The following is a 26,315-nucleotide window of genomic DNA, read 5'->3' on the forward strand; positions in this document are numbered from 1 at the left end:
AGGAGAGACGTGGTTCACACGCGTCTCAGAGTGCGGTCGTGCGCCCCACCAGGTGCGGGGCCCCGTCGCGCGGCCGCGAGAGCGAGAAGGCGTACCCGTCCTCGAGCCGTGCGGACCCGAACGCGACCGTCCCCGGGAGCAGGACCGGCTTCTTGAACGCGGCGTCGACGCGGACGGCGTCGGGGAGCCGGTTCTCCAGCGCGGCGACGCTGCGCGCGAGGGTCCACATCCCGTGGGCGATCTGGCGCGGGAAGCCCAGGGCCTTCGCGGTGAGCGGGTAGAGGTGGATCGGGTTGTGGTCGCCGGAGACCGCGGCGTAGCGCCGGCCGAGGTCGTCGGGGAGTCGCCAGGTGATGCCGTGCGGTGGCGCGTCGGGGTACGACGTTCCGCCGGCCGCGGAGTCGTCGCCCTTCCCCCGGCGGAGGTACGTCGAGGTGCTCTCCCAGGCCGTCTCGCCCCCGGCCGAGATCGTGGTCGCGAAGACGTAGGCCGTGCCCTTCGCGTGCGGCTGCGCTGCCCCGACCGCCACCTCGACCTCGAGGGTCTCGCCGACGGCTACCGGCCGGTGGGTGGTGATCGAGTTCTCGACGTGGACGCTCCCGATCGCGGGCGCGGGGAACGCCTGGTCGCCCATGATCGCGAGGTGCAGGGGGAACGCCAGCAGGTGCGGGTAGGTCACCGGCACGGTGTCCTTAACAGGGAAGCCGCAGACCGCGGCGTACCGCTCGACGTGGGCGCGCTCGGCGGTGACCGGAGGGCGGGTCAGGCGCAGGCCGCTGAAGTCCTCGGCCGGCGCCTTGCGGATCCCGGGCAGCTGGTTGACGAGCGGGATGCTCGGGAGCGCCGCCCTGAGCAGGGCGTTCATGCGCCCAGCATCATCTGGCCGCAGACCCGGACCACGTTGCCGTTGACGGCGGTCGAGCCGGGGGAGGCGTACCAGGCGATGGTCTCGGCGACGTCGACCGGCAGGCCGCCCTGCGACATCGCGTTGAGCCGCTGGCCGACCTCGCGGGTCGCGAACGGCACGGCCGCGGTCATCTGGGTGATGATGAAGCCCGGGGCGACCGCGTTGATCGTGATCCCGCGGTCCAGCTCGTCGGCGAGCGAGTCGACGAGGCCGATGACGCCGGCCTTGGAGGCCGCGTAGTTGGTCTGGCCGACGTTGCCCGCGATGCCGGCGATGCTCGCGACGCCGACGATCGAGCCGTTGTCGTTGATCGTGCCCTGGGCCAGCAGCTCGCGGGTGATCCGCTCGGGGGCGGTGAGGTTGACCTCGATGACCTTGGCGAACCGATCGCCCTTGTCGTTCGCCGCCATGTTGGCGAGCTTGCGGTCGAGGGTGATGCCGGCGTTGTGGACGACGACGTCGACCCCGCCGTGCTTCTCGGTCAGGTGGTGGGCGATCCGCTGGGGCGCGTCGTGGCCGGTGATGTCGAGGGTCAGCCAGTCGCCGTCGAGCTCCTTCATCAGCACCTGGAGGTCGCTCGCGGCCTGCGGCACGTCGAGGCCGACGACGGTGGCGCCGTCGCGGTGCAGCACGCGGGCGATCTGCTCGCCGATGCCCCGGCTGGCGCCGGTGACCAGCGCGACCTTGCCCTCGAGCGGGCGGGTCCAGTCGACGACCTCGCCGGCGGTCGTGACCCCGTGGGCGCCGATCCGCACCACCTGGCCCGAGACGTACGCCGACTTCGGCGAGAGCAGGAAGCCGAGCGTGGAGAGGACCGCTCCCTCGGCGCCGTCGGCGACGTAGACCAGCTGGACGGTGCCGCCGCGGCCGACCTCCTTGCCGAGGCTGCGGGTGAAGCCCTCGAGGGCCCGCTGGGCGACCCGCTCGCCGCCCGCGACCGACTCCGGCGGGGTGCCGAGCACGACGATCCGCGGGCAGGTGTCGAGGCTGCGCAGCAGCGGGGTGAAGAAGTCGCGCAGGGCGACCAGGTCGGCCGAGGAGCTCAGGCCGGTGGCGTCGAAGACCAGGCCCTTGAACCGCTGCTGCGGGTCGGCGTCCTGGGTGCTGGCGATCCCGAGCTCGTCGAGCAGGCCGGGCAGCGACTCGGCGAGCCGGCCGCGGCCGCCGACGGCGACCGTGCCGTCGACCAGGGGCGCGCCCTCGTCGTACCGCTCCAGCTTGGTGGGGGCGGGGAGGCCGAGGTTCTTGGCGAGGAAGCTGCCGATCGGCGAGGAGACGAAGTCCTGATAGCGGTCGCTCATGACACTCCATGTAACTAGTGGTGTAACTCGGTGTCCACATTTCGTGACGTGGCCCTCATGCTGTTGGTAAGTGGTACCCCGCGGGGAACACTGGCCGCATGGTCACCAGCATCCGTCGCGTCGCCGTCCTCGGCGGCAACCGCATCCCCTTCGCCCGGTCCAATACCGTCTACGCCGACGTGTCGAACCAGGACATGCTGACCGCCGCCATCGACGGCCTGGTCACCCGCTTCCACCTGGACGGCGAGCGGCTCGGCGAGGTCGTCGCCGGCGCCGTGCTGAAGCACTCGCGCGACTTCAACCTGACCCGCGAGGCGGTGCTCGGCTCGAAGCTCGCACCCGAGACGCCCGCGACCGACATCCAGGAGGCGTGCGGCACCGGGCTGCAGGCGGCGATCCAGGTCGCCAACAAGATCGCCCTCGGCCAGATCGAGGTCGGGGTGGCCGGCGGTACCGACACCACCTCGGACGCGCCGGTCGCGATCAGCGACAGGCTGCGCAAGAAGCTGATGAAGGTCAACGCATCGCGCGACACGGCCGGCAAGCTGAAGGCGCTCGGGGCGATCCGCCCCGGTGACATCGGTCTGGAGATCCCCCAGAACGGCGAGCCGCGCACCAAGCTGTCGATGGGCGAGCACGCCGCGCTGACCGCGCTGGAGTGGCAGATCACCCGCGAGGACCAGGACGAGCTGGCCGCCCTCTCCCACCAGCACCTCGCCGCGGCGTACGACGCCGGCTGGCTCGACGACCTGGTCACGCCGTTCCGTGGCGTCGAGCGCGACAACAACCTGCGGGCGGACTCGACGGCCGAGAAGCTGGCGAAGCTGAAGCCGGTCTTCGGCCGTGGCGAGGCCGCCACGATGACCGCGGGCAACTCGACGCCGCTGACCGACGGTGCATCCGTCGTACTCCTGTCCTCGGAGGAGTGGGCGGCCGCGCACGACCTCGAGCCGCAGGCGTTCCTGGTCGACTCCGAGACCGCGGCCGTCGACTACGTGCACGGCAACGAGGGGCTGCTGATGGCCCCGGCGTACGCCGTGCCGCGGATGCTGGCCCGCCACGGCCTGACCCTGCAGGACTTCGACTACTACGAGATCCACGAGGCGTTCGCCTCGCAGGTGCTCTCGACCCTGAAGGCCTGGGAGGACCCGGTCTTCTGTCGCGAGCGCCTCGGCCTCGACGCGCCGCTGGGCTCGATCGACCGCTCGAAGCTGAACGTCAACGGCTCGTCGCTGGCCGCCGGCCACCCGTTCGCCGCCACGGGCGGGCGGATCATCGCCACGCTGGCCAAGCTGCTCGCCGAGAAGGGCTCGGGCCGCGGCCTGATCAGCATCTGCGCCGCCGGTGGCCAGGGCGTGGTGGCGATCCTCGAGCGTTGACCGTCGAGAGCCGTCAGATGGTCGCCAAGACGTGTCTTGACGAGCCATCTGGCGTCACTCGACGGGGGTGGCGAGGGCCAGGGCCGAGGTGACCAGGTAGTCGCGGACCTGCTCGGGCGAGATCTGCCCGACGGTGGGGATGCCCGGGGAGGCCTCCTTGACCAGGATGCCGACCCGGGCGAGCTGGAGCGCGCCGAGCCCGCTCGCGTAGAGGGTGTTCGCCAGCAGGGTCGGGTCGTCGACGCCGAGTTCTTCGAGGGCCGCGCCGAGCACGGCCAGGCAGGCGGAGATGCTCCGGCCGAGCCGGAAGAGCGCGCCCTCGGAGATCTCGTCGAGCAGTTCCGGCCCCGAGCGACGCATCAGCGCCTGGGCGCAGTCCACGAACGCCGGGTGCGCCAGGCCGTAGTCGACGAACGCGCCGACGATCGCGGCCAGCCGCTCGCGGGCGTCGTGGCCGGTGGCGGCGTCGAGGTCGTCGCGCAGCTCGTCGAGGTAGCCCACCAGCACCAGCGCGAACAGCTCCTCCTTGCCGGAGAAGTGCCGGTAGACGATGGCCCGGTTGATGCCGACCGCGCGGGCGACGTCCTCGATCTGGGCGTCGCGGACGCCGCGCTCGTCGAAGAGCGCCCGCGTGGCCGCGATGATCTCGGCCTCGCGCTTGCGGCGCCGGGCGGCGGCAGCGGAACGACGGCCGTCGGTCTCGGGTGCGCGCGTGGGCATGGCTCGATGCTAGCCCTGGCGTAACTCCGAGTTGCACGACTGTGACGGGATCGGCGGTGTCACAGACCGCGGCCCGGTCCCGTCCCTGGGGTGTGCACCGTCGCCGCTACCTCCTCGCCACCGCGACGCTCACCGCGTCCGCCCTGTACGTCGGACCGTGGGCCGCCTTCGCGCCGCGCTCGTTCTACGACGCCTTCCCCGGCCTGCACCGGGTGTGGGTCGGGGTCGACGGCCCGTTCAACGAGCACCTGGTCCGCGACGTGGGCGGTCTCTACCTCGCCCTGGCGGTGGCGGGACTGGTCGCGCTGGTCCGGCAGGAGCCGGCCGCGACCGTGATGCTGGGTGGCGCCTGGACCGCCTTCGCCACGGTGCACCTGACCTATCACCTGCACCACCTCGGCGGCTTCGACGCGATCGACGTCGTCGGCAACGTGGTGGCGCTCGGCGGGACGCTGATGCTCGCCCTCCTCCTGCTGGTCCTCGGGCTGCAAGCACTGGTGGACGGGGAGGGCCCGCCGACCACCTAGGATCCTCCGGTGACCGCGACCCTCGTGGCGAAGGACCTGGCCGGCGGCCACGGGCATCGCATCCTCTTCGAGAACCTCGACCTCACGGTCGCCCCCGGCGACGTGGTCGGCGTGGTCGGCGCCAACGGCGCGGGCAAGTCCACGCTGCTGCGGCTGCTCGCCGGCGAGGCCGAGCCGATGGGCGGGACCGTGTCACGAGCGCCGTCGGACGCGTTCGTGGGCTGGCTGCCGCAGGAGCACGACCGGGTCCCGGGCGAGACGGTGGCGGCGTACGTCGCCCGTCGTACCGGCGCGACCGCGGCCACCGAGGCCATGGAGTCCACCGCCGCCGCCCTGGGCTCGGACGTCCCGGGAGCCGACGACGCGTACGCCGCCGCCTTCGACCGTTGGATGGCCAGCGGCGCCGCCGACCTCGACGACCGGCTGCCGTCGGTGCTGGCCGAGCTCGGCCTCGACGTCGGTCCGGACGCGCTGATGACCGGCCTCTCCGGCGGCCAGGCCGCCCGCGCCGCGCTGGCCGCGCTGCTGCTCAGCCGCTTCGACCTGGTGCTGCTCGACGAGCCCACCAACGACCTCGACCTCGACGGGCTGGACCGGCTGGAGTCGTTCGTCCGCGGGTTGCGCAGCGGCGTCGTCCTGGTCTCGCACGACCGCGAGTTCCTGGCCCGCTGCGTGACCCGGATCGTCGAGCTCGACCTGGCCCAGCACCAGGTCGCGGTCTACGACGGCGGGTACGACGCCTTCCTCGACGCCCGGGCCGTCGCGCGCCGGCACGCGCGGGAGGCCTACGAGGAGTTCGCCTCGACCAAGGCGGACCTGGTCTCGCGGGCCCGGACCACGCGCGAGTGGAGCTCGCAGGGTGTCCGCAACGCGATGAAGAAGAGCCCCGACAACGACAAGATCCGCCGGCGTGCGCAGTCGGAGTCGTCGGAGAAGCAGGCCCAGAAGGTCCGCCAGATGGAGTCGCGGATCGCCCGGCTCGACGAGGTCGAGGAGCCGCGCAAGGAGTGGGTGCTGCAGTTCTCCATCGCGGCCGCCCCGCGCTCGTCGGCGGTGGTCGCGACCCTCAACTCCGCGGCCGTCCGCCGCGGCTCGTTCGACTTCGGGCCCACGTCGCTGCAGGTCAACGCGGGGGACCGGATCGGCATCACCGGACCCAACGGCGCCGGCAAGACCACCCTGCTCTCCCTCCTCCTCGGCCGGGTCGCGCCCGACTCCGGCTCCGCCTCCCTCGGCGTCTCCGTCGCGGTCGGCGAGATCGACCAGGCCCGCACCGGCCTCCCCGACGACCAGCCGCTCGGCACCGCCTTCGAGCTCGCCGTCCCGACCTGGACCCCCGCCGACGTCCGCACCCTGCTCGCCAAGTTCGGGCTGAAGGCCGATCAGGTCGCCTCACCGGTGGGCAAGCTGTCGCCGGGGGAGCGCACCCGCGCCGCGATGGCCCTGCTGCAGGCCCGCGGCGTCAACCTCCTCGTCCTCGACGAGCCCACCAACCACCTCGACCTGCCCGCGATCGAGCAGCTCGAGGAGGCGCTCGCGTCGTACGACGGCGCGCTGCTGCTGGTCTCCCACGACCGCCGGCTGCTCGAGAACGTCGCGCTCGACCAGCGCTGGCATGTCGAGGGTGGCCGGGTCACCCAGCTCTGAGCGCCTCCCGCCTCCCCCCGCTGGTTGAGGTGCGAAGGCCTGAGCCTCGAAACCCGGCGAGAAGACGTACGGCGTCGAGTGGGCCGTCCCGCCGTCCGACGGGCTGCGGGTCCGCTCAGCTCGCCGCCTCGGCTGGCTATGGGGAGAGGTCCGTGGGCGTGCGGCCGGGTGGGGCCTTTGCCTGATCGTGGAGTCCCGCACGCACCAGGCACGTGTCCCGCTCCACGATCCTCGCCCGTGCCGGGCGCTCGTCGAGTTCGTCGTCCTGGCGATCGGCTTGGAGGACCTGAGGCGAGAGCAGGTGGTCGGACCCCTCGACCTCGGGCACCCAGGCGGGAGCATCGGCGTGACGACCGGACGGCTGCCTGCCGCGACGTCATCGGTGGGTCCGCGACCCGGCGTACGAGATCCGACACCTGCCCGGTGGGAGTGTCGCCTTCCGCCGAAGGACGTAGCCGGACGTGCGACAGACTGGCCGCATGGACCCCGACACGATGTTCGCGAGCAGTTCGGTGCCGCGGCACCTGGTCCGCGGCGTGCTCGGTCTGGCGGCGCTGGTCCTTGCTTTCGCACTGATCCCGGTCTGGGGTCCGCTCATGCTGCTGCTCGCGCCGGTGGGGGTGGTGCTGCTTCGCGGCTGTCCGACCTGCTGGGCGCTGGGCCTGGTGCAGACCCGGGCGGTCTGTCGGGCCCGGGCCGTGGGGCCGACGGACGCCCGGTGAATCCGCCGGGTGCGGTGAGTCAGAGGTAGGCACGCACCGCCTCGATCGTGTCCGCCTCGTCGGCGGTCTTGTCGTCGCGGTAGCGCAGCACCCGCGCGAAGCGGAGCGCGAGCCCGCCGGGGTAGCGGGTCGAGCGCTGCAGCCCGTCGAACGCGATCTCGACGACCTGCTCGGGGAGGACCTCGACGACGTACGACGAGCGGTCGGTCGGGGAGGTGGCGAGCTCGGTGAAGCGCTCGGTCTGCCAGGCCAGCATCTCGTCGGTCATGCCCTTGAAGGTCTTGCCGAGCATCACGAATCCGGTCTCGCTGGACGGGTCGCGGGCGCCGAGGTGGATGTTGGACAGCCAGCCGGAGCGGCGGCCGGAGCCCCACTCGACGGCGAGGACGACCAGGTCGAGGGTGTGGACGGGCTTCACCTTGACCCAGGCAGCGCCGCGGCGGCCGGCGTCGTACGGCGCGGACTGCTTCTTGACCACCACGCCCTCGTGGCCGGCCGCCAGCGCGTCGACGGCGAAGGCCTCGGCGACGGCGAGGTCGTCGGTGACGACGCGGGGGACGCGGAACGGCTCGGGGACGAGACGCTCCAGCTCGGCCAGCCGCTCCTCGCCGGGGGCGGTGAGCAGGTCGCGGCCGTCGACGTGGAGGACGTCGAAGAAGAACGGGGTCACCCGGACGCCGTCGGCCTGGGCCGTGCGGGACGCGGTGTCCTGGAACGCCCGCGGGCGGCCCTCGTCGTCGAGCGCGAGCGCCTCGCCGTCGAGCACGAAGTCCGTGGCGTCCAGGGAGCGGGCGACCTCGACCACCTCGGGCAGTCGATCGGTGATGTCGTCGAGGGAGCGGGTGGCGATCCGCACCGAGTCGCCCGAGCGGTGCACCTGAATCCGGATGCCGTCGAGCTTGGTGTCGATCGCGACCGTGCCGCCGCCGGCCTTCTCGATCGCCTCGGCCAGGGTCTTCGCCGACGAGGCGAGCATGGGCAGCACCGGGCGGCCGACTTCGAGTCCGACCTCGGCCAGGGCGTCCGAGCCGCCGTCGAACGCGAGGTCGACGACCGCCACGGTCGACCCGGCGAGCATCGCGGCGCGCCGCACCGCGGCCAGGGGTACGTCGGCCGCCGCGGCCACCGCCTCCTGCACCAGGGCGTCGAGCGCCCCCTGGCGGACCTCGCCGGTGACCACCCCGCGCAGCCACGGCTGCTCCTCCTCGGTCGCCCTCCCGAAGAGCGACGCGACCGCCGCGGCCCGCGCCGCCTGCGACCCGGCCCCCGCGATGGCCGCGATCGCGTCGAAGGCCTCGTGCACGTCGAGCACGGACAGCGAGCCCGACCCGGCCGGCGCGGGCAGGTCGGCCAGGCCGCGCCAGCCCAGGCCCGTGCGGCGCTGCAGCAGCGCGCCCCCGACGTACGACGTGACGACCTGCCGCTCGTCGGGCGCGGCCGCGGCGAGCAGCTCGGCGATGGCCGCGACCTTGGCCTTGCGGGAGCGGGTCGCGGCCACGGCGGCGGAGGTGACGACGAGGTCGGCGAGCAGCATGGACCCATGGTGCCCGGAGGCGCCGACAGCCATCCGTGACGTCTCCGGCCGGCGACGATGCGGGGCGTGGGGTGCGACCTCCATGACCTCGAGCGACGTCGCTCGTGGGCTGCGGGGGTTTCGACACGGTTGCTAGCGCAACCTGCTCAACCACCGGCGCGGACGGAGTTCGTCCGAAACGCTTGCGCGACGACCAGAACACGTTCTAACTTGGACACGTGTCCAGTTCCATGACCGCCCGGCAGACCGAGACCGTCGAGCGGCTGCTCGCGGCCGGCGCCGAGGAGCTGCGCGTGACGGGGGCGGAGGCGCTGACGATCCGCACGGTCGCGGGGCGCGCGGGCGTCAGCCCGGCGACGGCCTACACCTACTTCGCGTCGAAGAACCACCTCTTCGCCGAGCTGTTCTGGCGCGCGGTGCTGACCGGTCCGCAACCGGCGCCGGTCGGCGCGACCCCGGTCGAGCGGGTCTGCGGCGTGACCCGGCACCTGACCGCGCTGCTGGCCGCGTCTCCCGAGCTGGCCGCCGGCACCACGGCGGCGCTGCTCGCCACCGACGCCGACGTCGCCCGGCTCCGGCTGCGGATCGGCGGCGAGTTCGCCGCGCGGTTCCGCGCGGCCATCGGTGACGCGGCCGACGACGTCCTCGTCGAGACGCTCGCGCTCGCGTTCTCCGGCGCCCTGCTCCAGGCCGGCATGGGCCTGCTGACCTACACCGAGATGGGCGAGCGGCTCGACGCGGTCGTCGCCACCATCATGAGAGGCAATGCATGAGCTTTCCCCACGAAACCGCTCGCTGCGCTCGCGCTTCCGCGGGGGCCCCGGCATGAGCGTCCTGCAGAGCACGCCCACCGTGCTGGACCCCTACGACTACACGTTCCAGAACGACCCCTACGCGGTCTACTCCTGGCTGCGCGAGCACGAGCCGCTGCACCACAACCCCGACCTGGACCTGTGGGCGCTCACCCGGCACGAGGACATCGCCGAGGCGCTGCGCACCGAGGGCACCTACTCCAACTCCTACGGCGTGGCGATCGAGAAGTCCGCGTGGGGCCCGGACGCCCACAAGGTGATGTCGATCCTCGGCATGGACCCGCCGCGACAGAAGCGGCTGCGCTCCCTGGTCTCGCGCGGCTTCACCCCGCGCCGCGTCCACGACCTGCTCCCGCGCATCCAGGAGCTCACCGACCGCTACCTCGGCGAGTGCCTGGAGCGGGGCAGCTTCGACTGGATCGCCGACTTCGCCGGCAAGCTCCCGATGGACGTGATCTCCGAGATGATGGGCGTCCCCGAGGAGGACCGGGCCGAGGTGAGACGCCAGGCCGACGTCGTCGTCCACCGCGAGGACGGCGTGTACGACGTCCCGCAGGCCGGCGCCGAGGCCTCGCTGTGGCTGGTCTCCTACTACATGGACATGGTCGCCCAGCGGCGCAGGCGGCCGAGCGACGACCTCACCAGCGCGCTCATCGAGGCGGAGGTCGACGGCGAGCGCCTCACCGACGACGACGTCATCGCCTTCCTCTTCCTGATGGTCGTCGCCGGCAACGAGACGACCACCAAGCTGCTCGGCCACGCCGCCTTCCACCTCACCCGGCACCCGGACCAGCACGACCTGGTCTTCGGCGGGGACGGGAACACCGACCTGGTGGCGCCCTGGGTGGAGGAGACGCTGCGCTACGACACGTCCAGCCAGCTGCTGGCGCGCTACCTGCTCCGCGACGTCGAGCTGCACGGCCGGGTCGCGCCCCAGGGGTCCAAGCTGCTGCTCTGCCTGGGGTCGGCCAACCGCGACGAGTCGGTCTTCAGCCGCCCGACGGAGTACGACATCACGCGTGATCCGGAGGAGCTGGCCAAGATCCTCTCCTTCGGCGGCGGCCGGCACTTCTGTCTGGGCGCCAACCTGGCCCGGTTGGAGGCGCGGGTCGCGCTGACGGCGCTGGTCCAGCGGGCCCGCTCGATCGAGATCGACCACGACGCGTGCCGGCGGGTGCACTCGGTCAACGTCCGCGGCTTCGCGGTCGCCCCGATGACGGTGGTGCCCCGATGAACCACCCCGTGAGCAGCCGCGAGAAGTACGCCCAGCCCACCCGCCGACCGGCGGTCGTCACCGGCGCCTCCTCCGGGATCGGCGCGGCCACGGCCCTCGCGCTCGCCGCGGCCGGCCACCCGGTCGCGCTGGGCGCCCGGCGTACCGAGAAGTGCGAGGAGGTCGCCGCCGCCGTCCGCGAGGCCGGGGGAGAGGCGGTCGTGCACCCCCTCGACCTCACCGACGGCGACTCGGTCGAGGCCTTCGCGAAAGGCGTCACCGGCGACCTGGGCGACGTCGAGGTCGTCGTCAGCAACGCCGGCGCCGTCGCGCCCGGCACCATCTACGAGGTCGACCCGGAGCGGTTCAGCCGCGAGATCGACCTCAACCTGACGGGCGCCCAGCGCCTGGTGCGGGCCTTCGTGCCCGGCATGGTCGAGCGGCAGCGCGGCGACTTCGTGTTCGTCTCCTCCGACGTCGCCGTGCGGGCGCGGCCGTTCATGTCGTCGTACGCCGCCGGCAAGTGGGGGCTGGAGGGGATGGCCCACGCCCTGCAGATGGAGCTCGAGGGCACCGGCGTACGCGCGTCGATCGTCCGCCCCGGCCCCACCTGGAGCGAGATGGGCACCGACTGGGACGTCGACGAGGCCGCCCACGTGTTGAACCAGTGGGTCCGCTTCGGTCTGGCCCGGCACCCGCACTTCATGAAGCCCACCGCCGTCGCGGACGCGATCACCACCGTGGTGAACGTCCCGCGCGGCGTCCACCTGAACCTCGTCGAGGTCTCGCCCGAGGCACCCCTGGAGGACCGTTGAGCACCGAGCAGATCCCCGAGGTCTCCTACGCCGTCGACGACGACGGGCACGGCCACCTGGCCGAGATGCGCGTCGACCCGATCGGCCTGTTCCAACGCGTGTACGACGAGTGCGGCGACATCGGTCGGTTCCGGCTCGCCGACAAGGACGTGGTGCTGGTCTACGGCGCGGAGGCCCAGGAGCAGTTCTTCCGGGCCCCGGACTCGACCCTGGACCAGGCTGCGGCGTACCCGTTCATGACGCCGATCTTCGGCAAGGGCGTCGTCTTCGACGCCTCGCCCGAGGAGCGCCAGCAGATGCTGAAGAACCAGGCGCTGCGCGGCGACATGATGCGCGGCCACGCCGCGACGATCGAGGCCGAGATCAACCGGATGGTCGCCGACTGGGGCGACGAGGGCGAGATCGACCTGCTCGACTGGTTCGCGGAGCTGACCATCTACACGACCTCGGCCTGCCTGATCGGCAAGCCGTTCCGCGAGGAGCTCGACTCCTCCTTCGCCCACCACTACCACGACCTCGAGCGCGGCACCGACGCCCTCGCCTACGTCGACCCCTACCTCGACATCGAGTCCTTCCGGATCCGCGACGCCGCCCGGGAGAAGCTGGTCGCGCTGGTCCAGGGGATCATCGACAAGCGCGTCACCCGGGGGACGGTGCCGAAGGAGGAGCGCGACCTCCTCGACGTGCTGATCTCGATCGACATGACCGCCGACTACATCACCGGCATCTTCATCTCGATGATGTTCGCCGGGCACCACACCTCGTCCGGTACGGCGTCCTGGGCGCTGATCGAGCTGATGCGCCACCCCGAGACGATGAAGGACGTCGTCGCCGAGCTCGACGACCTGTACGCCGACGGCAGCGAGGTGTCGTTCCAGGCGCTGCGGTCCATCCCGCGGCTGGAGGCCGCACTGAAGGAGACGCTGCGGCTGCACCCGCCGCTGATCATCCTGATGCGGGTGGTGCAGGAGACGATCGAGCTGGCCGGGCACACCATCCCGCCCGGCACCGTCGTCGCCGCGTCCCCGCGGGTCTCGAACCGGATCGCCGAGGACTTCCCGCAGCCCGACTCCTTTGACCCGGGCCGCTACCTCGACCCGCGCCAGGAGGACCTGCAGAACCGCTGGACCTGGATCCCCTTCGGGGCCGGCAAGCACCGCTGCGTCGGCAACGCCTTCGCGATGATGCAGATGAAGGCCATCTTCTCGGTGATCCTGCGCGACTACGAGTTCGAGATGGCGCAGCCGTCGGAGGACTACCGCGACGACGTCTCGAAGATGGTGATCCAGCTCCAGCAGCCCTGCCGGGTGCGCTACCAGCGGCGGCAGCGATGAACGCCGTCCCGCCGCTGGTTGAGGTGCGAGGGCCGCTGGGCCCGAGCCTCGAGACCCGTCTTGAAGAGAGTCGGCGCCGGTTGAGGCCGACGGACGGCTCACCGGGTTTCGAGGCTCACCCGCTAGCGCGGCTTCGCACCTCAACCAGCGTTCCCCCGGGGTGGGAGCCATGAGGGTGGTGGCCGACCTGGGGCTGTGCCAGGGGCACCAGATGTGCCAGGGCGAGGCCCCCGAGGTCTTCGGGTTCGACGACGACGTCGACCTGGTGACGGTGCTCCAGGAGCACCCCGACGATTCCCTGCGGTCCCAGGTGGCGGCCGCGGTCACGTACTGCCCAGCCATGGCGCTGGCCATCGAGGAGGACTGACATGACGGCTCTGACCAGAGCAGAGATCGACGAGTTCTGGGAGACCTGGCTCGACATCAACCGGAGGGCCGAGGAGTCGGGCGACTGGCGGGTGATGGCCGACTGGTACGCCGAGGACGCGACGTACGGCTGGATGCTCACGCCCGACGAGCACTTCATGGCCGTGGGGCGCGAGCAGATCCGGGACTGGGCCATCGGCATCGAGATGGACGGCTTCGACGGCTGGCACTACGACTACCAGGCGACCGTGGTCGACGAGAAGAACGCGATGATCGTGGGCTTCTGGAAGCAGCGGTCCGGGATCACCGACGACGCGACCGGCACCGAGTTCGAGGTGCCGGGGCTCGGTGGCAGCTGGTTCGGTGTCGAGCGGCAGCCGGACGGGGACGTGAAGTTCTCCTGGCAGCGCGACTGGTTCGACTTCGGCGCGATGGCGCACACCATGGGCGCGGTCCTGAAGTCCGGGAAGGCGCCCGACACGCTGCACGCGCGGCTGAAGGTCTTCGGGCTCGAGGTGCCCGGCCACTACCGGCCGGCCGACCTGCCCTCGACGGTGTGGCCGCCGCCGGTCGAGGCCGGCCAGTACGTGACCCAGCAGCAGACGCGCGAGGTGACCGGGTGACCGCGCCCGCGCAGCTGCTGATCGACGGCAAGCTGACCGGCGCGAGCGACGGGGCGTCGTACCCGATCCTCAACCCGGCCACCGGCGCCGAGATCGGGCAGGCGCCGGACGCGACGGCGACCGACGTCGACGCCGCGATCGCCGCGGCCCGACGGGCCTTCGACGAGACCGACTGGTCGACGAACACCGAGCTGCGGGTGCGCTGCCTGCGCCAGCTGCACGCGGCGCTGCTCGACGTGGCCGACGACTTCCGCGCCCTGACCACGGCCGAGGTCGGGATGCCCGGCTTCATGATGGGCGCGGCCGGGTTCGACGTACCGGTGGAGGGGCTGAAGTGGGTCACCGACCTGGTCGAGTCCTACGCCTTCGAGACCGACCTCGGCGTCGCGTCGCCGATGGGCATCGCGTCGCGCCGGACGGTACGACGGGAGCCGGTCGGCGTGGTCGCGGCCATCACGCCGTGGAACGTGCCGACCCAGATCAACCTGGCCAAGGCCGGCCCGGCGCTGGCCGCCGGCTGCACGGTCGTGCTCAAGCCCGCGCCGGACACCCCCTGGGTGGCCGCCGAGCTCGGCCGGCTGGTCGCCGAGCACACCGACATCCCGCCCGGGGTGTTCAACGTCGTGACGCCGCGGTCCAACGAGGTCGCGGCGCAGCTGACCACCGATCCGCGGGTCGACATGGTCTCGTTCACCGGGTCGACCGACACCGGCCGGGCGATCATGGCGGCGGCCGCCCCCACGCTGAAGCGGGTCTTCCTGGAGCTCGGCGGCAAGTCGGCGGCCATCGCCCTCGACGACGCCGACGTGGCCGCGGTGGCGGGCGCGACGGCGTTCACCGCCTGCATCCACGCCGGCCAGGGCTGCGCGATCACCACGCGGCTCGTCGTACCCCGGGACCGCTACGACGAGGCCGTGCAGGTCGCCGCCACGACGATGGAGTCGATCGGCGCCAAGGACCCGGCCGACCCGGGCGCGATCTGCGGACCGGTCATCTCCGAGGTCCAGCGGGACCGGGTCGCCGACTACCTGCGGGTCGCGGTCGAGGAGGGCGGCACCTTCGCCACCGGCGGGGCGGTCATCGAGCAGGACGGGTTCTGGGTCCAGCCGACCGTGGTCGCCGGCCTCGACAACTCCTCCCGACTGGCCCAGGAGGAGATCTTCGGGCCGGTGCTGGTGGTCATCCCGCACGACGGCGACGACGACGCGGTCCGGATCGCCAACGACTCGGCGTACGGGCTGTCCGGGTCGGTCGACTCCGGCTCGCTGGAGCGCGCCAAGGCGGTCGCGGCGCGGATCCGCACCGGCACGCTGGCGGTGAACGGCGGCGTGTGGTTCAGCCCCGACGCGCCGTTCGGCGGCTACAAGCAGTCCGGCCTGGGCCGGGAGATGGGGGTCGCCGGGTTCGAGGAGTACCTGGAGACCAAGACGATCGCGGAGCCGGCATGAGGTCTCGATACGCCGTCGCTCGTGCCTCGCGCCGGCTACTCGACCTACGAAGCGCTCGTGCCTCGCGCCGGATCCTCGACCTACGAAGCGCTCGTGCCTCGAGCCGCGAGGAACGAGCGGTGTATCGAGACCCCCGCAGGCCGACAGGAGAGAGCAGATGAGCAGGTTCGAGAGCAAGGTCGTCGTCGTCACGGGCGCGGCGCAGGGGATCGGCGAGGCCTACGCACGGGCGCTGGCGGCCGAGGGGGCGTCGGTCGTGGTGGCCGACCTCAACGTCGAGGCGGGGGAGAAGGTCGCGGCCGACATCGGCGGGCTCTTCGTGCGCACCGACGTGTCGTCGGCGGAGTCGGCCGAGGCCCTGGTCGAGCAGGTGACGGCGGCGTACGGCGGGATCGACGGGCTCGTCAACAACGCCGCGATCTACGGCGAGATGCAGTTCGACCTGCTGATCAGCGTCGACTGGGACTACTACCGGAAGTTCATGAGCGTCAACATGGACGGGGCCCTGGTGATGACCCGGGCGGTGTGGAAGTCGATGCAGCAGCGCGGGGGCGGGTCGATCGTCAACCAGTCGTCGACGGCGGCCTATCTCTACTCCGGCTTCTACGGCCTGGCCAAGGTCGGCGTGAACGGGCTGACCCAGCAGCTGGCCCACGAGCTCGGCGGCATGGGGATCCGGGTCAACGCGATCGCCCCCGGTCCGACCGACACCGCCGCCACCCGCAACCAGGCCGGCGACGCGTCGAAGGAGCTGGTCAAGAATCTCGCCATCAAGCGGATGGGCCAGCCCGAGGACATGGTCGGCGCCTGCCTGTTCCTGCTCTCCGGCGAGTCTTCGTGGGTGACCGGCCAGATCATCGCGGTCGACGGCGGACAGACGTTCCGCGGATGACGGCCGTCGGTTTCGTCGGGCTGGGCATGATCGGCAAGCCGATGGCCCTGACCCTGGCGCGCTCCGACCTCGACCTCCTCGTGTACGACGTCGCGCCGGAGCCGGTGGCCGAGCTCGAGGCGGCCGGGGCCCAGGCGGTCGGGTCGGTGGCCGAGCTGGCGGCGTCGGTCGACGTCCTGTGCGTGATGGTGCGCGACGACGACCAGGTGCGCGAGGTCGCCCGCGAGGCGGGTCCCGGCACCGTGCTGGTGATCCACTCGACGGTCGCGCCCGACACCCCCGCGGAGCTGGCGGCGTCCGGGCTCACCGTGGTCGACGCTCCGGTCAGCGGTGGGCCCACCGGGGCGGCCGAGGGGACGTTGGCGATCATGGTCGGCGGCACCGACGACGCGTTCGCCGCGGCCCGCCCGGCGCTCGACGTCCTGGGCGCCAAGGTCGTGCACGCGGGGCCGATCGGGTCGGGCACCCGGATGAAGCTGGCGCGCAACATGATGCACTTCGTGTCCTTCACCGCGGCCACGGAGGCAATGCGGCTGGCCGAGGCGGCCGGGCTGTCGCTGAAGGACCTGGGCGACGTGGTCCGGCACACCGACGCGCTCACCGGTGGACCCGGCGCGATCATGCTGCGCGAGACCACCGCGCCGATCGACCCGGCCGACTTCTGGCACGGCGTGATGACGCACGTGGTCGCGCTGGGCGACAAGGACCTGGGCTTCGCGATCGAGCTGGCCGACCAGCTCGGCGTCGACGTACCGCTGGCGCGCCGCGCGCGCGCCGACCTCGCCACCGGATTGGGGCTCTGACATGGGCAAGTTCGACGACCTCCCCGAGACCCGCCGCCGCGGGCTGGAGAAGATGGAGGAGGTCTACGGGTTCGAGATGACCGACGGCGCCGGCGACTTCTTCGGCTACACCGCCGACCACCTCTTCGCCGACATCTGGAACCGACCCGGCCTGTCCAACCGGGACCGCCGGCTGCTGCTGATCGGGCTGCTCGCCGGCTCCGGCGGCCAGGACGTGCTGACCATCCAGATCCCCGCCGCGCACGCCGCCGGCGAGCTGGACGACGAGGCGCTGCGCGAGATCACCATCCTGATGTGCCACTACGCGGGCTGGCCGATGGGCTCGCGGATCAACGCGATCGTCGAGGACACCATCGCCAAGGCCGCGAAGAAGCGCGCTCGGGCGACCGAGCACGAGTAGGCCCGTGAGTGGTAGCGAGAGGGGTCCACTTGGCCCCCTCTCCGTACCACTCACGAGGGTAGGGTCGACCGGTGCGTCTGGACCTCACGACCCTGGTGGTCGCCGACTACGATCCCGCCATCGCCTTCTTCGTCGACGCGCTCGGCTTCGAGCTCGCCGAGGACACCCCGCGCGGGACGGCGTCCGACGGCAGCCCCAAGCGCTGGGTCGTCGTCCGGCCGCCGGGCGGTGGGGGCGGGCTGCTGCTGGCCCGTGCCGACGGTCCCGACCAGGCCGCCGCGGTCGGGCGGCAGACCGGCGGTCGGGTCGGCTTCTTCCTCCAGGTCGACGACTTCGCGGCGTCGTACGACCGGATGCGGGCGCACGACGTCGAGTTCCTGGAGGAGCCTCGCTACGAGGAGTACGGCACCGTCGTGGCGTTCCGCGACGTCGCCGGCAACACCTGGGACCTGCTCGGCCCGGCTCAGAGCCCCGCGTAGAGCGCCAGGTGCGCCCGCGCCGCGCGCTCCCAGGTGTACGACGCCGCCAGCGCGCGGCCGGCGGACGGGTCCGGGGGAGACGCGAGCACGGTGCCGAGGGCGTCCGCGAGCGAGGCCGGGTCGGAGCCGAACGCGACACAGCTGCCGAGCACCTCGCGCAGCACCGGCAGGTCGCGGGCGACGACCGGGACGCCGGCGGCCAGGGCCTCCATCGCGGCCAGCCCGAAGCCTTCCTTGGTCGAGACCATCGCGAGGGCCGAGGCCTGGGCGACCAGGGACGGCAGCTCGTCCTCGGTGAGGGTGCCGAGCACGACCGGGGTGATCCCCAGTGTCGCCGCGCGGGCGTCGTACGCCGCCCGGTAGTCGCGGTAGTCGAAGAGGGTCTCGCCACCGCCGATCACCAGGGCCAGGTCGGGGTGCGAGTCGCGCAGCCGCGCGAACGCCTCCAGCAGGTCGAGGCTGCCCTTGCGGGGCTCGATGCCGCCGAGGGCGAGGACGTACCGACCCAGCGAGGCGGCCCACCGGGAGCGACCGGCGTCGTCGAGCGCGCCCGCGGCGAAGCGCTCGGCGTCGACGCCGTTCGGGATCACCGTGGGCGTCAGCCCCCACCCGGTCGTGACCTCGGCGGCGACCGCGGCCGACACGCACACCAGCGTCGACGGTGAGACGACCGCGCGCTCGTGGCAGGCCGCGAGCTCGGGGGTGGTGAACGTGTCGAGGTGGTGGACGGTGCGCAGGCAGTGCTCGTCGGGAGTCCGGGGCAGCGCGGCGTTGGCGCTGATGCAGTCCTGCGCGTGCACCACGTCGTACGACGGCCGGTGTGGCTCGAACGCGTCGCGCAGCACGGCGATCGACCGCACGATCCGGGCACCAACGTCCGCGTCCGGTGCCTCGAACGGCACCGCGTGCACGGTCACGGCGGGGGAGACCGGCCGGAAGAACGTGGTGTCGCCGCCCCGACCCAGGGTCCACACGTGCACGTCGACCCCGAGGTCGGCCAGTGCCTCGGCCAGCGCCAGCGTGTGCACGACGCCGCCGCGGGGGCGGGTCGAGTAGGTGAGCAGGGCGACCCTCACGAGGACGTCCTGTACGCCGACGGCGTCAGCTCGTCCAGGTGGTGCAGGACCCGCCGCGACCGGGCGACCTCCGCGACGACGTCGATCTCCGCGACGGCCAGCCCGCCCTTGGACGACGTGCGGGCCAGGATGTCGCCGCCCGGCCCGACCACCTTGGCCTGGCCGAGGAACCGCAGCCCGCCCATCACCCCGGTCTGGTTGGAGGAGACCCAGACGACCTGGTTCTCGGCGGCACGGGCGGCGTCGTAGAGGTCGAACAGCCGCGACTGGCGGTCCTGCGGGAGCCGGGACGCGCGGTCGGTCACCGACGCCGGCCAGGCCGAGAGGCAGGCCAGCACCGTCGCGCCGTCCAGGGCCAGCGACCGGGCCGCCTCGGGGAAGGTCTTGTCGTAGTCGATGAGCATGCCGAGCCGACCGACCGGGGTGTCGAACGCGGTGAACGCGTCGCCGGCGGCGTACACGAGGGACTCGCCGGCGGGCTGGTGCACCTTGCGGTGGCGGCCCAGGACACCGTCGCCGGACACGCACAGGGCCGAGTTGTAGAGCAGCGGGCCGGCCTCCTCGGCGTACCCGAAGCAGACCACCATCGGGCCGGCCATCGCGACGATCCGGCCCACCTCGAACGAGTCCTCGCTCAGCGCCGGCGGCAGGGCGTACGGGTCGGGGTGCCGCAGGTCGGACAGGTAGCCGCCCAGCGTGGCATCGGGCAGCACCAGCAGGTCGACGCCCGCGGTCCGGGCGTCGCCGATGATGCCCTCCACCTTCGCCAGGGCCCGTTCCAGGTCGCGACCGAAGTGGGCGGCGACCGCGCCCAACCTCATGAGCACCGCCTCACCCGGCTGCCACCCGGTCGAAGGCGCCGGTGATGGCGGTCGCGACGTGCTCGGCGTCCCGGGCGATGCCGTGGAAGCGCCCCGAACCCCAGGTGTGCAGCCAGGGGAGCCCGAGGAAGTACAGGCCGGGCACGGACGTCACGCCCCGGGTATGGGTCGGTCGACCGGTGCCGTCGAAGACCCCGACCTGCACCCAGCGGTAGTCGGGGCGGTAGCCGATCGCCCACACCACCGAGGTGACGCCTTCCGCGGCGAGGTCGAGCGAGGTGGGCTCCGACTCCGGCACCCAGACCGGCTCGTACGGCGCGCCCGCGGGCGCGTCGATCCCCTGCGCCTCGATGTGCCGGTCGATGTCGCGGCAGATCGAGTTGTAGACCGCGTCCGCGCCGTCGAGCGCCGCGGTGAGCGTCGGCCGGAACGACAGCGCGCCGTCGCGCCCGCCGTCGAGCAGGCCGTAGAGCCGCATCCCCTCCAGCGCGAACTGCCGCAGGTCGATGTCGCGCCCGCCGTCGCGGCCGGTGACGTAGTGGTTGGTCTTCTCGCGAGCGGCCACGCCACCGGGGTACTGCGCGACCGGGGTGTCGTAGAGCCCCATGTCCGCCAACCAGGTCATGCAGTCGCGGCCGCGGTGGAAGCGGGCCACTCGCGGAGCGTCGCCGAGCGCGAGATGCACCTGGCGGCCCGCGAGGTGCAGGTCCTCGGCGATCTGGGCGCCGGACTGGCCGGACCCCACCACCAGCACGGCGCCCTCGGGCAGCTGGTCGTCGTTGCGGTAGTCGGCCGACTGCAGCTGGGTGATCGACGGATCCAGCGCGCTGGCCCACGACGGCACGATCGGCAGGTGGTAGCCGCCGGTCGCCAGCACCACGTGCTCGGCCTCCCACGTCTCCTCGCCGTCGGGGCCGGAGGTGGTCAGCACGAAGCCACCGCCCTCCCGCTCGGTCAGCCGGGTCACGGCCGTGTGCTCGACGACCGGCGGGTCGAAGGTCGGCGCGTAGCCGGACAACCACGCGACGATCTCGTCGCGGCCCATGAAGCCGTCGGGCTCCGGCCCGTCGTACGCGTAGCCGGGCAGCCGGCAGTGCCAGTTGGGCGTGACCAGGGTGAAGTTGTCCCAGCGCCGGTCCCGCCACTCGTGGCCGAGGGTCTTGGCCTCGAGGACGACGTGGTCGACGCCGTCGCGGGTGAGGAACCAGCTGGTCGACAGGCCGGCTTGGCCGCCGCCGACGATCGCGACCGTCGTCCGCCGGTGGTCGAGCTTGTGGAGACTCATGACGGGTCCTTCGGGAGGGGCGGGTGGAGGGAGAGGACCTCGACGAGCGCCTCAGGGTCGTACGACGCCGCCGAGCGGCGTACCTGCTCGGTGGTGGCCGCGGCGGAGGTGCAGGCGAAGCCGAACTTCTCCTTGACCCGGGCGCTGGCGATCGCCAGCGCGGTCTCGGAGCGGTGCGCGAAGTCGGCGACGGAGTACGACGCGCCCGCGGCCAGGAAGTCGTGCACCACCAGCGAGGGCGAGTAGCAGTCCTCGACCCGGCCGTCGGGCCAGCGCACGGAGAAGGTCATCTCAGGCATGGACGTTCTCCCGCTCGGTCGCGGTGTAGAGGTCGGGACGCCGGTCGCGCAGGTGGAACATCGCCCGGCGGGCTGTGTCGAGCGATTCCTCGAGGTCGAAGGAGGCGACGGCCATGCCCTCGTCGACGCCGGTCGTCGCCACGACGTCGCCGCCGGGGCCGACCACCTTGGCGTTGCCGACGAAGCGCAGCGACCCGAACGTGCCGGTCTGGTTCGCGGCCACCCAGACGAGCTGGTTCTCCAGCGCGCGGGCCTGGTCGAAGATGTTGAACCGGTGGGTCCACCGGTCGTCGGCCAACGACGTCGCGCTCGCGGTCCGGGAGGCGGGCCACGCGGAGATGCAGGCCACGACACGGGCGTCGTCGAGGGCGAGCGCGCGGGCCGCCTCGGGGAAGGCCTTGTCGTAGCAGATCAGCAGGCCCATCCGGCCGATCGGGCTGTCGAAGGCCCGGAACTCCTGGCCCGGCGAGTAGTAGAGGCTCTCGCCCAACGGCTGGTGCACCTTGCGGTAGACGCCGAGCACGCCGTCGCCGGTGACCGCCGCTGCGCTGTTGTAGCGCTCGTGCCCGTCGCCCTCGCAGAAGCCGACGACGACCGTCATCTCCCGCGCCAGCTCGGCGATCCGCCGCAGCTCCGGGCCGCCCAGGTCCATGACCGGGGGCAGGTCGGCCGGCTTCTCGTCGTGGCTCCCGTCGCGACCGCTGCCCAGCACCGACAGGTAGCCGCCGAGACAGGCCTCGGGGAGGGCGAGCAGGGCTGCGCCCCGGGCGCGGGCGTCGTCGATCAGGGTGCCGATCCGGGCGAGGTTCTCCTCGACGCCCCGGCCGAAGTTGCCGCCCACGGCGGCGACGGACGTGGTGGTCATGCTGCTCCCAATCCGGTGACGGGCGAGGTGATCGCCTCGGTGACGACGCCGTCCGGCCAGCGCAGGCCGACCCCGGTGCCGTGGGTGAGCTCCCCGCAGACCTGCGAGGTGAGGAAGCCGGGCAGGTCGGCCTCGGCCGGCGCCCGCTCCGTGGTGACCATCGCGAAGCCGGGGAAGCAGGTGAGCCAGTCGCCGTACGACGCCGCGTCGGGCGCGGGCACGTCGGCGACGTCAAGGACCGCGCGGCAGCCGCTGGCCTCGGCCAGCATCCCGGTGGTGCCGACCAGGCCACTCATGGAGACGTCCTTGGCGGCGGCCGGAGCCAGGCCCGGGACGACGCCGGCGAGCGAGCGCAGCTCGGCCGAGGTGCGGTGCGAGGACGAGTCCCACTGGGCGCCGGTGTAGCCCGGGCGCCAGGAGCCACCGAGGTCGGCGGTGAGCCGCACGGCCTGGCCGACGCGCCCACCCCCTCCCGGGACAGGGGCGGACGTGCGACCCAGGGCGGTGACCGACAGGGCGGCCGGTACCCCCAGCTGGGTGTGCCCGCCCAGCACCGGGACGCCCCAGGCCCGCGAGGCCTCGCCGAGGCCGCGGACGATCCGGCGGGCGAACGACGCGTCGCGCGCGCCGATCGCGTCGAGCATCCCGACCGGGGCGGCGCCCATCGCGGAGAGGTCGTTGAGGTTGACCAGTGCGGCGCACCAGCCCGCCCACTCCGGGTCCCGCTCGACCATGGCCGGCAGGATCGCGTCGCAGGCGGCGACCAGGTCGCTGCCGGGGACCGGGGCGCCGTCGTCGCCGAGGAACCCGGCACCGCTGTCGACCAGCGTGCCGACCAGGTCGCCGAGGGCGGCCTTGGTGCTGTCGGCCAGCCGCTGCACGCGGGCGACCGGCCAGTCGACCACGACGTGCGGGTGGCCGTGCAGGTGCACCCGCTCGCGCGGCACCCAGCCGAGGCGCCGGAACAGCCGCTCGTTCTGGGCCTGCACGGTGGCGTCGAAGCGGAGGGCGCCTGCGGCCTCGGCCGTCGCGCAGGCGGCCCGGACCAGCGCGGCCCCGACGCCCCCGACGGTGGTCGAGGTGCGAGCGGAGCGAGCCTCGAGACCCCGCGCGTCGGGCGCGACCACCAGCCGCGAGCCGCGCCACCAGCCGATGTCGCGACCCGGGAGCGCCGGGTGCAGCCGGACCCCGCCGAGCACCTCGCCGTCGGTCGCCCGGGCGACCAGCACGATCGTGCGCGGGTCGTCGTCCACGTCGTCGGCGTCGGTGCCGGCGAAGAGCCCCTGCTCGCGGACGAAGACGTCACGGCGCAGGGCCCGGTAGGCGTCCAGCTCGGCGCCCTCGGCCCGGACCACCACGCAGGGGTCCAGGCCGGGCGCCGGCCGGCGGGCGCCGAGCAGGACCACGTCGTCGAGCAGCTCGGTCATGACGCGTCCTGCTCGCTGCAGGCGCCGAGGGCCGAGCAGGCCCCGCACGCGGCACAGCCCGCGGCCTGACCGGCGCCCACCATGCCGGCCGCGCGGAGGGCGGCGGCCACGCGACTGGTCACGTCGTACAGGACCTCGCGCGCCGGCGCCTCGGCCCCGTCGACGTCGGTGGCCAGGGTGCCGGCCAGCGGCCGGAACGGGACCACGAACGGGTAGACGCCCATCGCGATCAGCTCGGTCGCGCCGGCGACCAGCTCGTCCGGGTCCTCGCCCAGGCCGACCAGGAGGTACGTCGACACCTGGTTCCAGCCGAAGACGCGGACCGCCTCGGCCCAGGCGGCGCGGTACTCGCTCAGCGGCACCGAGCCCTTCCCCGGCATCCAGCGCCGCCGGGCGTCCTCGTCGAGCGACTCGACGTGGATGCCGATCGAGCGGGCGCCGGCGTCGTACAGCTCCTGGATGGTGGCCAGGTCGCCGGGCGGCTCGCACTGCACCTGGATCGGCAGGTCGGGCAGCACCTCGCGCACCGCGCGGACGCAGCGGGCCAGATGGGTGGCCCCGCGGTCGCGGCCGTTGGAGGTGCCGGTGGTCATCACCATCTGGGTGATGCCGTCGAGGTCGTACGCCGCCTGGGCCACCTCGGCGATCTGGGCCGGGGTCTTCACCGCGACCGTCGAGCCCTGGTTGAGCGACTCCTCGATCGCGCAGAAGCGGCAGCGCTCGGCGTCGTCGTAGCGGACGCAGGTCTGGACGACGGTGGTGGCGAGCACGTGCGACGAGTGCAGGCGGGCGATCTTCTCGTAGGAGACGCCGTCGGCGGTGGAGAGGTCGTAGAAGCGCGGGCGGGCCACGCTCTCCACCCCCATGCCGGTGTCGGCGCCGTCGAGGAGGAGCTTGCCGCCGCGCACCGAGTACGGCGAGCGCGGGTTGAGGGGGATGGCCGCGCCGACGCCGTCCAGGAGGACGTGCCCGTCGTCGCTGGGACCCGCGCCGGAGCGGCGCGAGACGGGGGCGTCGAGCAGCCGGATGCCCTGGATGGCGACATCGACGCGGGTGCTGTCGTTCGGCGCGGCCATCTCAGGGCCTCAGAGGTTGTAGACGGAGTTGATGATGGCGCCCTTGTTGGCGAAGTGGATGACCGCGTCCTGCACGTCCAGCGGGTGGCAGGGGATCACGCCCTCGATCAGGTCCTCCTCGCGCTGCCCGTGCAGGGCCATCCCGAAGCGGCAGCACAACACCGTGCCGCCCTCCTTGATGAAGGTCTTGATGGCGTCGTTCATGTTCTGGTTGCCCGGGAAGGCCACGTCGCCCGTGGTCGGGAAGCCGCGGGTGTCGGCGCACGCCAGCGCGCCGGGCCCGTAGAAGTAGAGCGTCGCGTCGAAGCCCTTGCGCAGCGCACGGGTGGTCTGCAGCACCGCGACGAAGCTGACCGAGGACTCGTGCGGGATGCCGTGGACCAGGGTCAGCCACGCCTGGCCCTCGCTGGCCTGGTAGTCCGGGAAGAGCTTGGTGGAGCCGTAGAGGTTGGTCCCCTTGGCCTGCGAGGGGTGGGGGATCTCGCTGACCGACTTCTGCATGTTGGCGAGGATCTCGTCGTCGAACGCGGGCATCGCATCTCCTGGTGTGGTGGTGGGTGTCGCTCTCGGGTGGTGCGTCTCTCAGCCGTAGAGGGCCTCGAAGTTCTGGTGGAAGAAGGCGGCGGCCAGGTCGCCGTCGCCGGCGGCGGCGCGGAGCCGGGCGTGCTCGCCCTCGAAGTCGCCCCACGGGGTGTCGGTGGCGAAGAGCACGCGGTCGTGGCCGATCCCGCGGCGCTCGATCTCGGCGACCAGCCAGGTCGGCGCGAAGCCGATCGCCCAGCTGGTGTCGGTGTAGACGCGCTTGCCGGACTCGATCCAGTCGAAGAGCCGGTGGCCGATCAGCTTCAGGTGGCCGCTCATGCCGCCGCCCAGGTGGACCAGGTGGATCTTGGTGGCGTCGCCGTACCTCTCGACGAGCTGGCCGACCTGGTCCAGGTCGGACGCCGCGCCGGGGGAGGTGTGCACGTGCACGACCAGGTCCCGCTCGGCGGCGGTGGTGAAGATCCGGTCCAGCTGCTCGGCGCAGTCGGGGTCGGACGGGCTGCCGCCCAGCAGGAAGCTGGTCTTCAGGGCCCGGACCCCGTCCTCGCCGGCCAGCGCCAGCGCCCCGTCGTTGCGGGCCTCGTCGGACGCCTTCGGGCTCACCCACAGCCCGCACCGCACCCGGTCGTCGGCCTGCGCGGCCTCGACGGCCAGGTTGTTGAACCCGAAGGCCAGGTCCGGGTCCGGCACGCCGTAGTTCGGCAGCACCAGCGTCCGCTCCACGCCCTCGGCGTCCAGCGTCGCCAGGAACTCCTGCACCGTCGCGGTCGCGGTGGTGTCCGGACTCACCGGCGGCCCGCCGTAGAAGGCGTACGCCGGCAGCACGCCGATGTGGCGGTGGGCGTCGTGGGGGGAGACGGGCATGGCGGCAACGCTCCGCCGGTGCTGTTTCCGACTGGTTACGGCAGGAATGCGATGTGCGACCCAGCGCGTAAGGATCCTGTTACCCGATGGCGCCCCCTCCGCTGGTTGAGGTGTGAGGAGCGCCAGCGACGAGCCTC

At 72.7% G+C, this 26,315-nt stretch carries 28 protein-coding genes; 15 read left to right on the forward strand and 13 right to left on the reverse strand.

Going from position 1 to position 26,315, the window contains the following annotated elements; genetic code table 11:
- Positions 1 to 25 precede the first annotated feature (25 nt).
- The gene (locus BLT76_RS10780) at positions 26 to 865 is read right to left on the reverse strand and encodes a MaoC/PaaZ C-terminal domain-containing protein (RefSeq protein WP_090855100.1); all 840 of its coding nucleotides are present in this window, start codon (positions 863 to 865) and stop codon (positions 26 to 28) included.
- Positions 862 to 2,208: a 3-oxoacyl-ACP reductase gene (locus BLT76_RS10785; RefSeq protein ID WP_090855103.1), complete on the reverse strand. Its 1,347-nt coding sequence runs from the start codon at positions 2,206 to 2,208 to the stop codon at positions 862 to 864. The genes BLT76_RS10780 and BLT76_RS10785 overlap by 4 nt, the downstream gene beginning before the upstream one ends.
- A gap of 98 nt (positions 2,209 to 2,306) precedes the next feature.
- On the opposite strand from BLT76_RS10785, the gene BLT76_RS10790 reads away from it, so the two are divergent.
- A complete protein-coding gene (locus BLT76_RS10790) occupies positions 2,307 to 3,587 on the forward strand; it encodes an acetyl-CoA C-acetyltransferase (RefSeq protein WP_090855106.1) in 1,281 nt (426 codons plus the stop codon).
- 54 nt (positions 3,588 to 3,641) lie between these two features.
- On the opposite strand, the gene BLT76_RS10795 is transcribed toward BLT76_RS10790, so the two are convergent.
- Entirely contained in the window at positions 3,642 to 4,307 is a 666-nt protein-coding gene (locus tag BLT76_RS10795) for a TetR/AcrR family transcriptional regulator (RefSeq protein ID WP_090855109.1), read from the reverse strand.
- Between the two features lie 56 nt (positions 4,308 to 4,363).
- Here BLT76_RS10795 and BLT76_RS10800 point away from each other — a divergent pair, with 56 nt between their 5' ends.
- From BLT76_RS10800 to BLT76_RS10815, 3 genes are all read left to right on the forward strand, one after another.
- Positions 4,364 to 4,834 (forward strand): hypothetical protein, encoded by a 471-nt coding sequence (locus BLT76_RS10800; RefSeq protein WP_211752874.1) that lies wholly within the window; start codon positions 4,364 to 4,366, stop codon positions 4,832 to 4,834.
- 9 nt (positions 4,835 to 4,843) lie between these two features.
- Positions 4,844 to 6,481: an ABC-F family ATP-binding cassette domain-containing protein gene (locus BLT76_RS10805; RefSeq protein ID WP_090855115.1), complete on the forward strand. Its 1,638-nt coding sequence runs from the start codon at positions 4,844 to 4,846 to the stop codon at positions 6,479 to 6,481.
- Between the two features lie 479 nt (positions 6,482 to 6,960).
- The gene (locus BLT76_RS10815) at positions 6,961 to 7,203 is read left to right on the forward strand and encodes a hypothetical protein (RefSeq protein WP_090855121.1); all 243 of its coding nucleotides are present in this window, start codon (positions 6,961 to 6,963) and stop codon (positions 7,201 to 7,203) included.
- 19 nt (positions 7,204 to 7,222) lie between these two features.
- Here the strand turns inward: BLT76_RS10815 and BLT76_RS10820 are convergent, their stop codons facing one another.
- Positions 7,223 to 8,737 (reverse strand): ATP-dependent DNA ligase, encoded by a 1,515-nt coding sequence (locus tag BLT76_RS10820; RefSeq protein WP_090855123.1) that lies wholly within the window; start codon positions 8,735 to 8,737, stop codon positions 7,223 to 7,225.
- A gap of 218 nt (positions 8,738 to 8,955) precedes the next feature.
- On the opposite strand from BLT76_RS10820, the gene BLT76_RS10825 reads away from it, so the two are divergent.
- From BLT76_RS10825 to BLT76_RS10875, 11 genes are all read left to right on the forward strand, one after another.
- Positions 8,956 to 9,510: a TetR/AcrR family transcriptional regulator gene (locus BLT76_RS10825; protein WP_139175484.1), complete on the forward strand. Its 555-nt coding sequence runs from the start codon at positions 8,956 to 8,958 to the stop codon at positions 9,508 to 9,510.
- A gap of 52 nt (positions 9,511 to 9,562) precedes the next feature.
- Positions 9,563 to 10,783, forward strand: a complete 1,221-nt coding sequence (locus BLT76_RS10830; RefSeq protein WP_090855129.1) for a cytochrome P450 — start codon at positions 9,563 to 9,565, stop codon at positions 10,781 to 10,783.
- Positions 10,784 to 10,791: 8 nt separating this feature from the next.
- The gene (locus BLT76_RS10835) at positions 10,792 to 11,577 is read left to right on the forward strand and encodes an SDR family oxidoreductase (protein WP_244509359.1); all 786 of its coding nucleotides are present in this window, start codon (positions 10,792 to 10,794) and stop codon (positions 11,575 to 11,577) included.
- Complete coding sequence (locus BLT76_RS10840) at positions 11,574 to 12,911, forward strand: cytochrome P450 (protein WP_170867020.1); 1,338 nt, start codon at positions 11,574 to 11,576, stop codon at positions 12,909 to 12,911. Before BLT76_RS10835 ends, BLT76_RS10840 begins: the two co-directional genes overlap by 4 nt.
- Positions 12,912 to 13,080: 169 nt before the next feature.
- Positions 13,081 to 13,278: a ferredoxin gene (locus BLT76_RS10845; protein WP_090855136.1), complete on the forward strand. Its 198-nt coding sequence runs from the start codon at positions 13,081 to 13,083 to the stop codon at positions 13,276 to 13,278.
- A gap of 1 nt (position 13,279) precedes the next feature.
- Complete coding sequence (locus tag BLT76_RS10850) at positions 13,280 to 13,900, forward strand: nuclear transport factor 2-like protein (RefSeq protein ID WP_090855139.1); 621 nt, start codon at positions 13,280 to 13,282, stop codon at positions 13,898 to 13,900.
- Positions 13,897 to 15,348: an aldehyde dehydrogenase gene (locus BLT76_RS10855; RefSeq protein WP_090855144.1), complete on the forward strand. Its 1,452-nt coding sequence runs from the start codon at positions 13,897 to 13,899 to the stop codon at positions 15,346 to 15,348. The genes BLT76_RS10850 and BLT76_RS10855 overlap by 4 nt, the downstream gene beginning before the upstream one ends.
- Before the next feature lie 157 nt (positions 15,349 to 15,505).
- A complete protein-coding gene (locus BLT76_RS10860; RefSeq protein WP_090855147.1) occupies positions 15,506 to 16,240 on the forward strand; it encodes an SDR family oxidoreductase in 735 nt (244 codons plus the stop codon).
- Positions 16,237 to 17,043 (forward strand): NAD(P)-dependent oxidoreductase, encoded by an 807-nt coding sequence (locus tag BLT76_RS10865; RefSeq protein ID WP_090855151.1) that lies wholly within the window; start codon positions 16,237 to 16,239, stop codon positions 17,041 to 17,043. The genes BLT76_RS10860 and BLT76_RS10865 overlap by 4 nt, the downstream gene beginning before the upstream one ends.
- A gap of 1 nt (position 17,044) precedes the next feature.
- Positions 17,045 to 17,443 (forward strand): carboxymuconolactone decarboxylase family protein, encoded by a 399-nt coding sequence (locus BLT76_RS10870; protein WP_090855154.1) that lies wholly within the window; start codon positions 17,045 to 17,047, stop codon positions 17,441 to 17,443.
- Between the two features lie 71 nt (positions 17,444 to 17,514).
- Positions 17,515 to 17,922: a VOC family protein gene (locus tag BLT76_RS10875; protein ID WP_090855156.1), complete on the forward strand. Its 408-nt coding sequence runs from the start codon at positions 17,515 to 17,517 to the stop codon at positions 17,920 to 17,922.
- Here the strand turns inward: BLT76_RS10875 and BLT76_RS10880 are convergent.
- Genes BLT76_RS10880 through BLT76_RS10920 form a run of 9 tightly spaced genes read right to left on the reverse strand, consistent with a single transcriptional unit; the run spans position 17,907 to position 26,178 of the window.
- On the reverse strand, positions 17,907 to 18,998 hold the full coding sequence (locus tag BLT76_RS10880; RefSeq protein ID WP_090855159.1) for an MSMEG_0565 family glycosyltransferase: 1,092 nt from the start codon (positions 18,996 to 18,998) through the stop codon (positions 17,907 to 17,909). The two genes, BLT76_RS10875 and BLT76_RS10880, sit on opposite strands and share 16 nt — an antisense overlap.
- Positions 18,995 to 19,819, reverse strand: coding sequence for a carbon-nitrogen hydrolase family protein (locus tag BLT76_RS10885; protein ID WP_090855162.1), 825 nt, complete (start codon positions 19,817 to 19,819; stop codon positions 18,995 to 18,997). Before BLT76_RS10885 ends, BLT76_RS10880 begins: the two co-directional genes overlap by 4 nt.
- A 10-nt stretch (positions 19,820 to 19,829) precedes the next feature.
- Complete coding sequence (locus BLT76_RS10890) at positions 19,830 to 21,104, reverse strand: MSMEG_0569 family flavin-dependent oxidoreductase (protein ID WP_090855165.1); 1,275 nt, start codon at positions 21,102 to 21,104, stop codon at positions 19,830 to 19,832.
- On the reverse strand, positions 21,101 to 21,403 hold the full coding sequence (locus BLT76_RS10895) for an MSMEG_0570 family nitrogen starvation response protein (RefSeq protein WP_090855168.1): 303 nt from the start codon (positions 21,401 to 21,403) through the stop codon (positions 21,101 to 21,103). The genes BLT76_RS10890 and BLT76_RS10895 overlap by 4 nt, the downstream gene beginning before the upstream one ends.
- Positions 21,396 to 22,268 carry a carbon-nitrogen hydrolase family protein gene (locus tag BLT76_RS10900; protein WP_090855171.1) on the reverse strand — a complete coding sequence of 291 codons (873 nt, stop codon included), beginning with the start codon at positions 22,266 to 22,268 and terminating at the stop codon, positions 21,396 to 21,398. The genes BLT76_RS10895 and BLT76_RS10900 overlap by 8 nt, the downstream gene beginning before the upstream one ends.
- Positions 22,265 to 23,695, reverse strand: coding sequence for an MSMEG_0567/sll0787 family protein (locus BLT76_RS10905; protein ID WP_090855174.1), 1,431 nt, complete (start codon positions 23,693 to 23,695; stop codon positions 22,265 to 22,267). The genes BLT76_RS10900 and BLT76_RS10905 overlap by 4 nt, the downstream gene beginning before the upstream one ends.
- Entirely contained in the window at positions 23,692 to 24,771 is a 1,080-nt protein-coding gene (locus tag BLT76_RS10910) for an MSMEG_0568 family radical SAM protein (protein WP_090855176.1), read from the reverse strand. The genes BLT76_RS10905 and BLT76_RS10910 overlap by 4 nt, the downstream gene beginning before the upstream one ends.
- A gap of 9 nt (positions 24,772 to 24,780) precedes the next feature.
- The gene (locus tag BLT76_RS10915) at positions 24,781 to 25,305 is read right to left on the reverse strand and encodes an MSMEG_0572/Sll0783 family nitrogen starvation response protein (RefSeq protein ID WP_090855179.1); all 525 of its coding nucleotides are present in this window, start codon (positions 25,303 to 25,305) and stop codon (positions 24,781 to 24,783) included.
- A 48-nt stretch (positions 25,306 to 25,353) separates the two neighbouring features.
- A complete protein-coding gene (locus tag BLT76_RS10920) occupies positions 25,354 to 26,178 on the reverse strand; it encodes an amidohydrolase family protein (RefSeq protein WP_090855182.1) in 825 nt (274 codons plus the stop codon).
- Positions 26,179 to 26,315: the final 137 nt, after the last annotated feature.

The organism is Nocardioides lianchengensis (assembly GCF_900101465.1).
Lineage (GTDB): Bacteria > Actinomycetota > Actinomycetes > Propionibacteriales > Nocardioidaceae > Nocardioides > Nocardioides lianchengensis.

Coding starts and splice junctions, on each gene's coding strand:
- BLT76_RS10845 (WP_090855136.1), top strand. CDS start 13,081: ATGAGGGTGGTGGCCGACCTGGGGCTGTGCCAGGGGCACCAGATGTGC.
- BLT76_RS10915 (WP_090855179.1), bottom strand. CDS start 25,305: ATGCCCGCGTTCGACGACGAGATCCTCGCCAACATGCAGAAGTCGGTC.
- BLT76_RS10785 (WP_090855103.1), bottom strand. CDS start 2,208: ATGAGCGACCGCTATCAGGACTTCGTCTCCTCGCCGATCGGCAGCTTC.
- BLT76_RS10890 (WP_090855165.1), bottom strand. CDS start 21,104: ATGAGTCTCCACAAGCTCGACCACCGGCGGACGACGGTCGCGATCGTC.
- BLT76_RS10815 (WP_090855121.1), top strand. CDS start 6,961: ATGGACCCCGACACGATGTTCGCGAGCAGTTCGGTGCCGCGGCACCTG.
- BLT76_RS10895 (WP_090855168.1), bottom strand. CDS start 21,403: ATGCCTGAGATGACCTTCTCCGTGCGCTGGCCCGACGGCCGGGTCGAG.
- BLT76_RS10910 (WP_090855176.1), bottom strand. CDS start 24,771: ATGGCCGCGCCGAACGACAGCACCCGCGTCGATGTCGCCATCCAGGGC.
- BLT76_RS10865 (WP_090855151.1), top strand. CDS start 16,237: ATGACGGCCGTCGGTTTCGTCGGGCTGGGCATGATCGGCAAGCCGATG.
- BLT76_RS10820 (WP_090855123.1), bottom strand. CDS start 8,737: ATGCTGCTCGCCGACCTCGTCGTCACCTCCGCCGCCGTGGCCGCGACC.
- BLT76_RS10920 (WP_090855182.1), bottom strand. CDS start 26,178: ATGCCCGTCTCCCCCCACGACGCCCACCGCCACATCGGCGTGCTGCCG.
- BLT76_RS10795 (WP_090855109.1), bottom strand. CDS start 4,307: ATGCCCACGCGCGCACCCGAGACCGACGGCCGTCGTTCCGCTGCCGCC.
- BLT76_RS10830 (WP_090855129.1), top strand. CDS start 9,563: ATGAGCGTCCTGCAGAGCACGCCCACCGTGCTGGACCCCTACGACTAC.
- BLT76_RS10780 (WP_090855100.1), bottom strand. CDS start 865: ATGAACGCCCTGCTCAGGGCGGCGCTCCCGAGCATCCCGCTCGTCAAC.
- BLT76_RS10900 (WP_090855171.1), bottom strand. CDS start 22,268: ATGACCACCACGTCCGTCGCCGCCGTGGGCGGCAACTTCGGCCGGGGC.
- BLT76_RS10885 (WP_090855162.1), bottom strand. CDS start 19,819: ATGAGGTTGGGCGCGGTCGCCGCCCACTTCGGTCGCGACCTGGAACGG.
- BLT76_RS10860 (WP_090855147.1), top strand. CDS start 15,506: ATGAGCAGGTTCGAGAGCAAGGTCGTCGTCGTCACGGGCGCGGCGCAG.
- BLT76_RS10870 (WP_090855154.1), top strand. CDS start 17,045: ATGGGCAAGTTCGACGACCTCCCCGAGACCCGCCGCCGCGGGCTGGAG.
- BLT76_RS10905 (WP_090855174.1), bottom strand. CDS start 23,695: ATGACCGAGCTGCTCGACGACGTGGTCCTGCTCGGCGCCCGCCGGCCG.
- BLT76_RS10790 (WP_090855106.1), top strand. CDS start 2,307: ATGGTCACCAGCATCCGTCGCGTCGCCGTCCTCGGCGGCAACCGCATC.
- BLT76_RS10850 (WP_090855139.1), top strand. CDS start 13,280: ATGACGGCTCTGACCAGAGCAGAGATCGACGAGTTCTGGGAGACCTGG.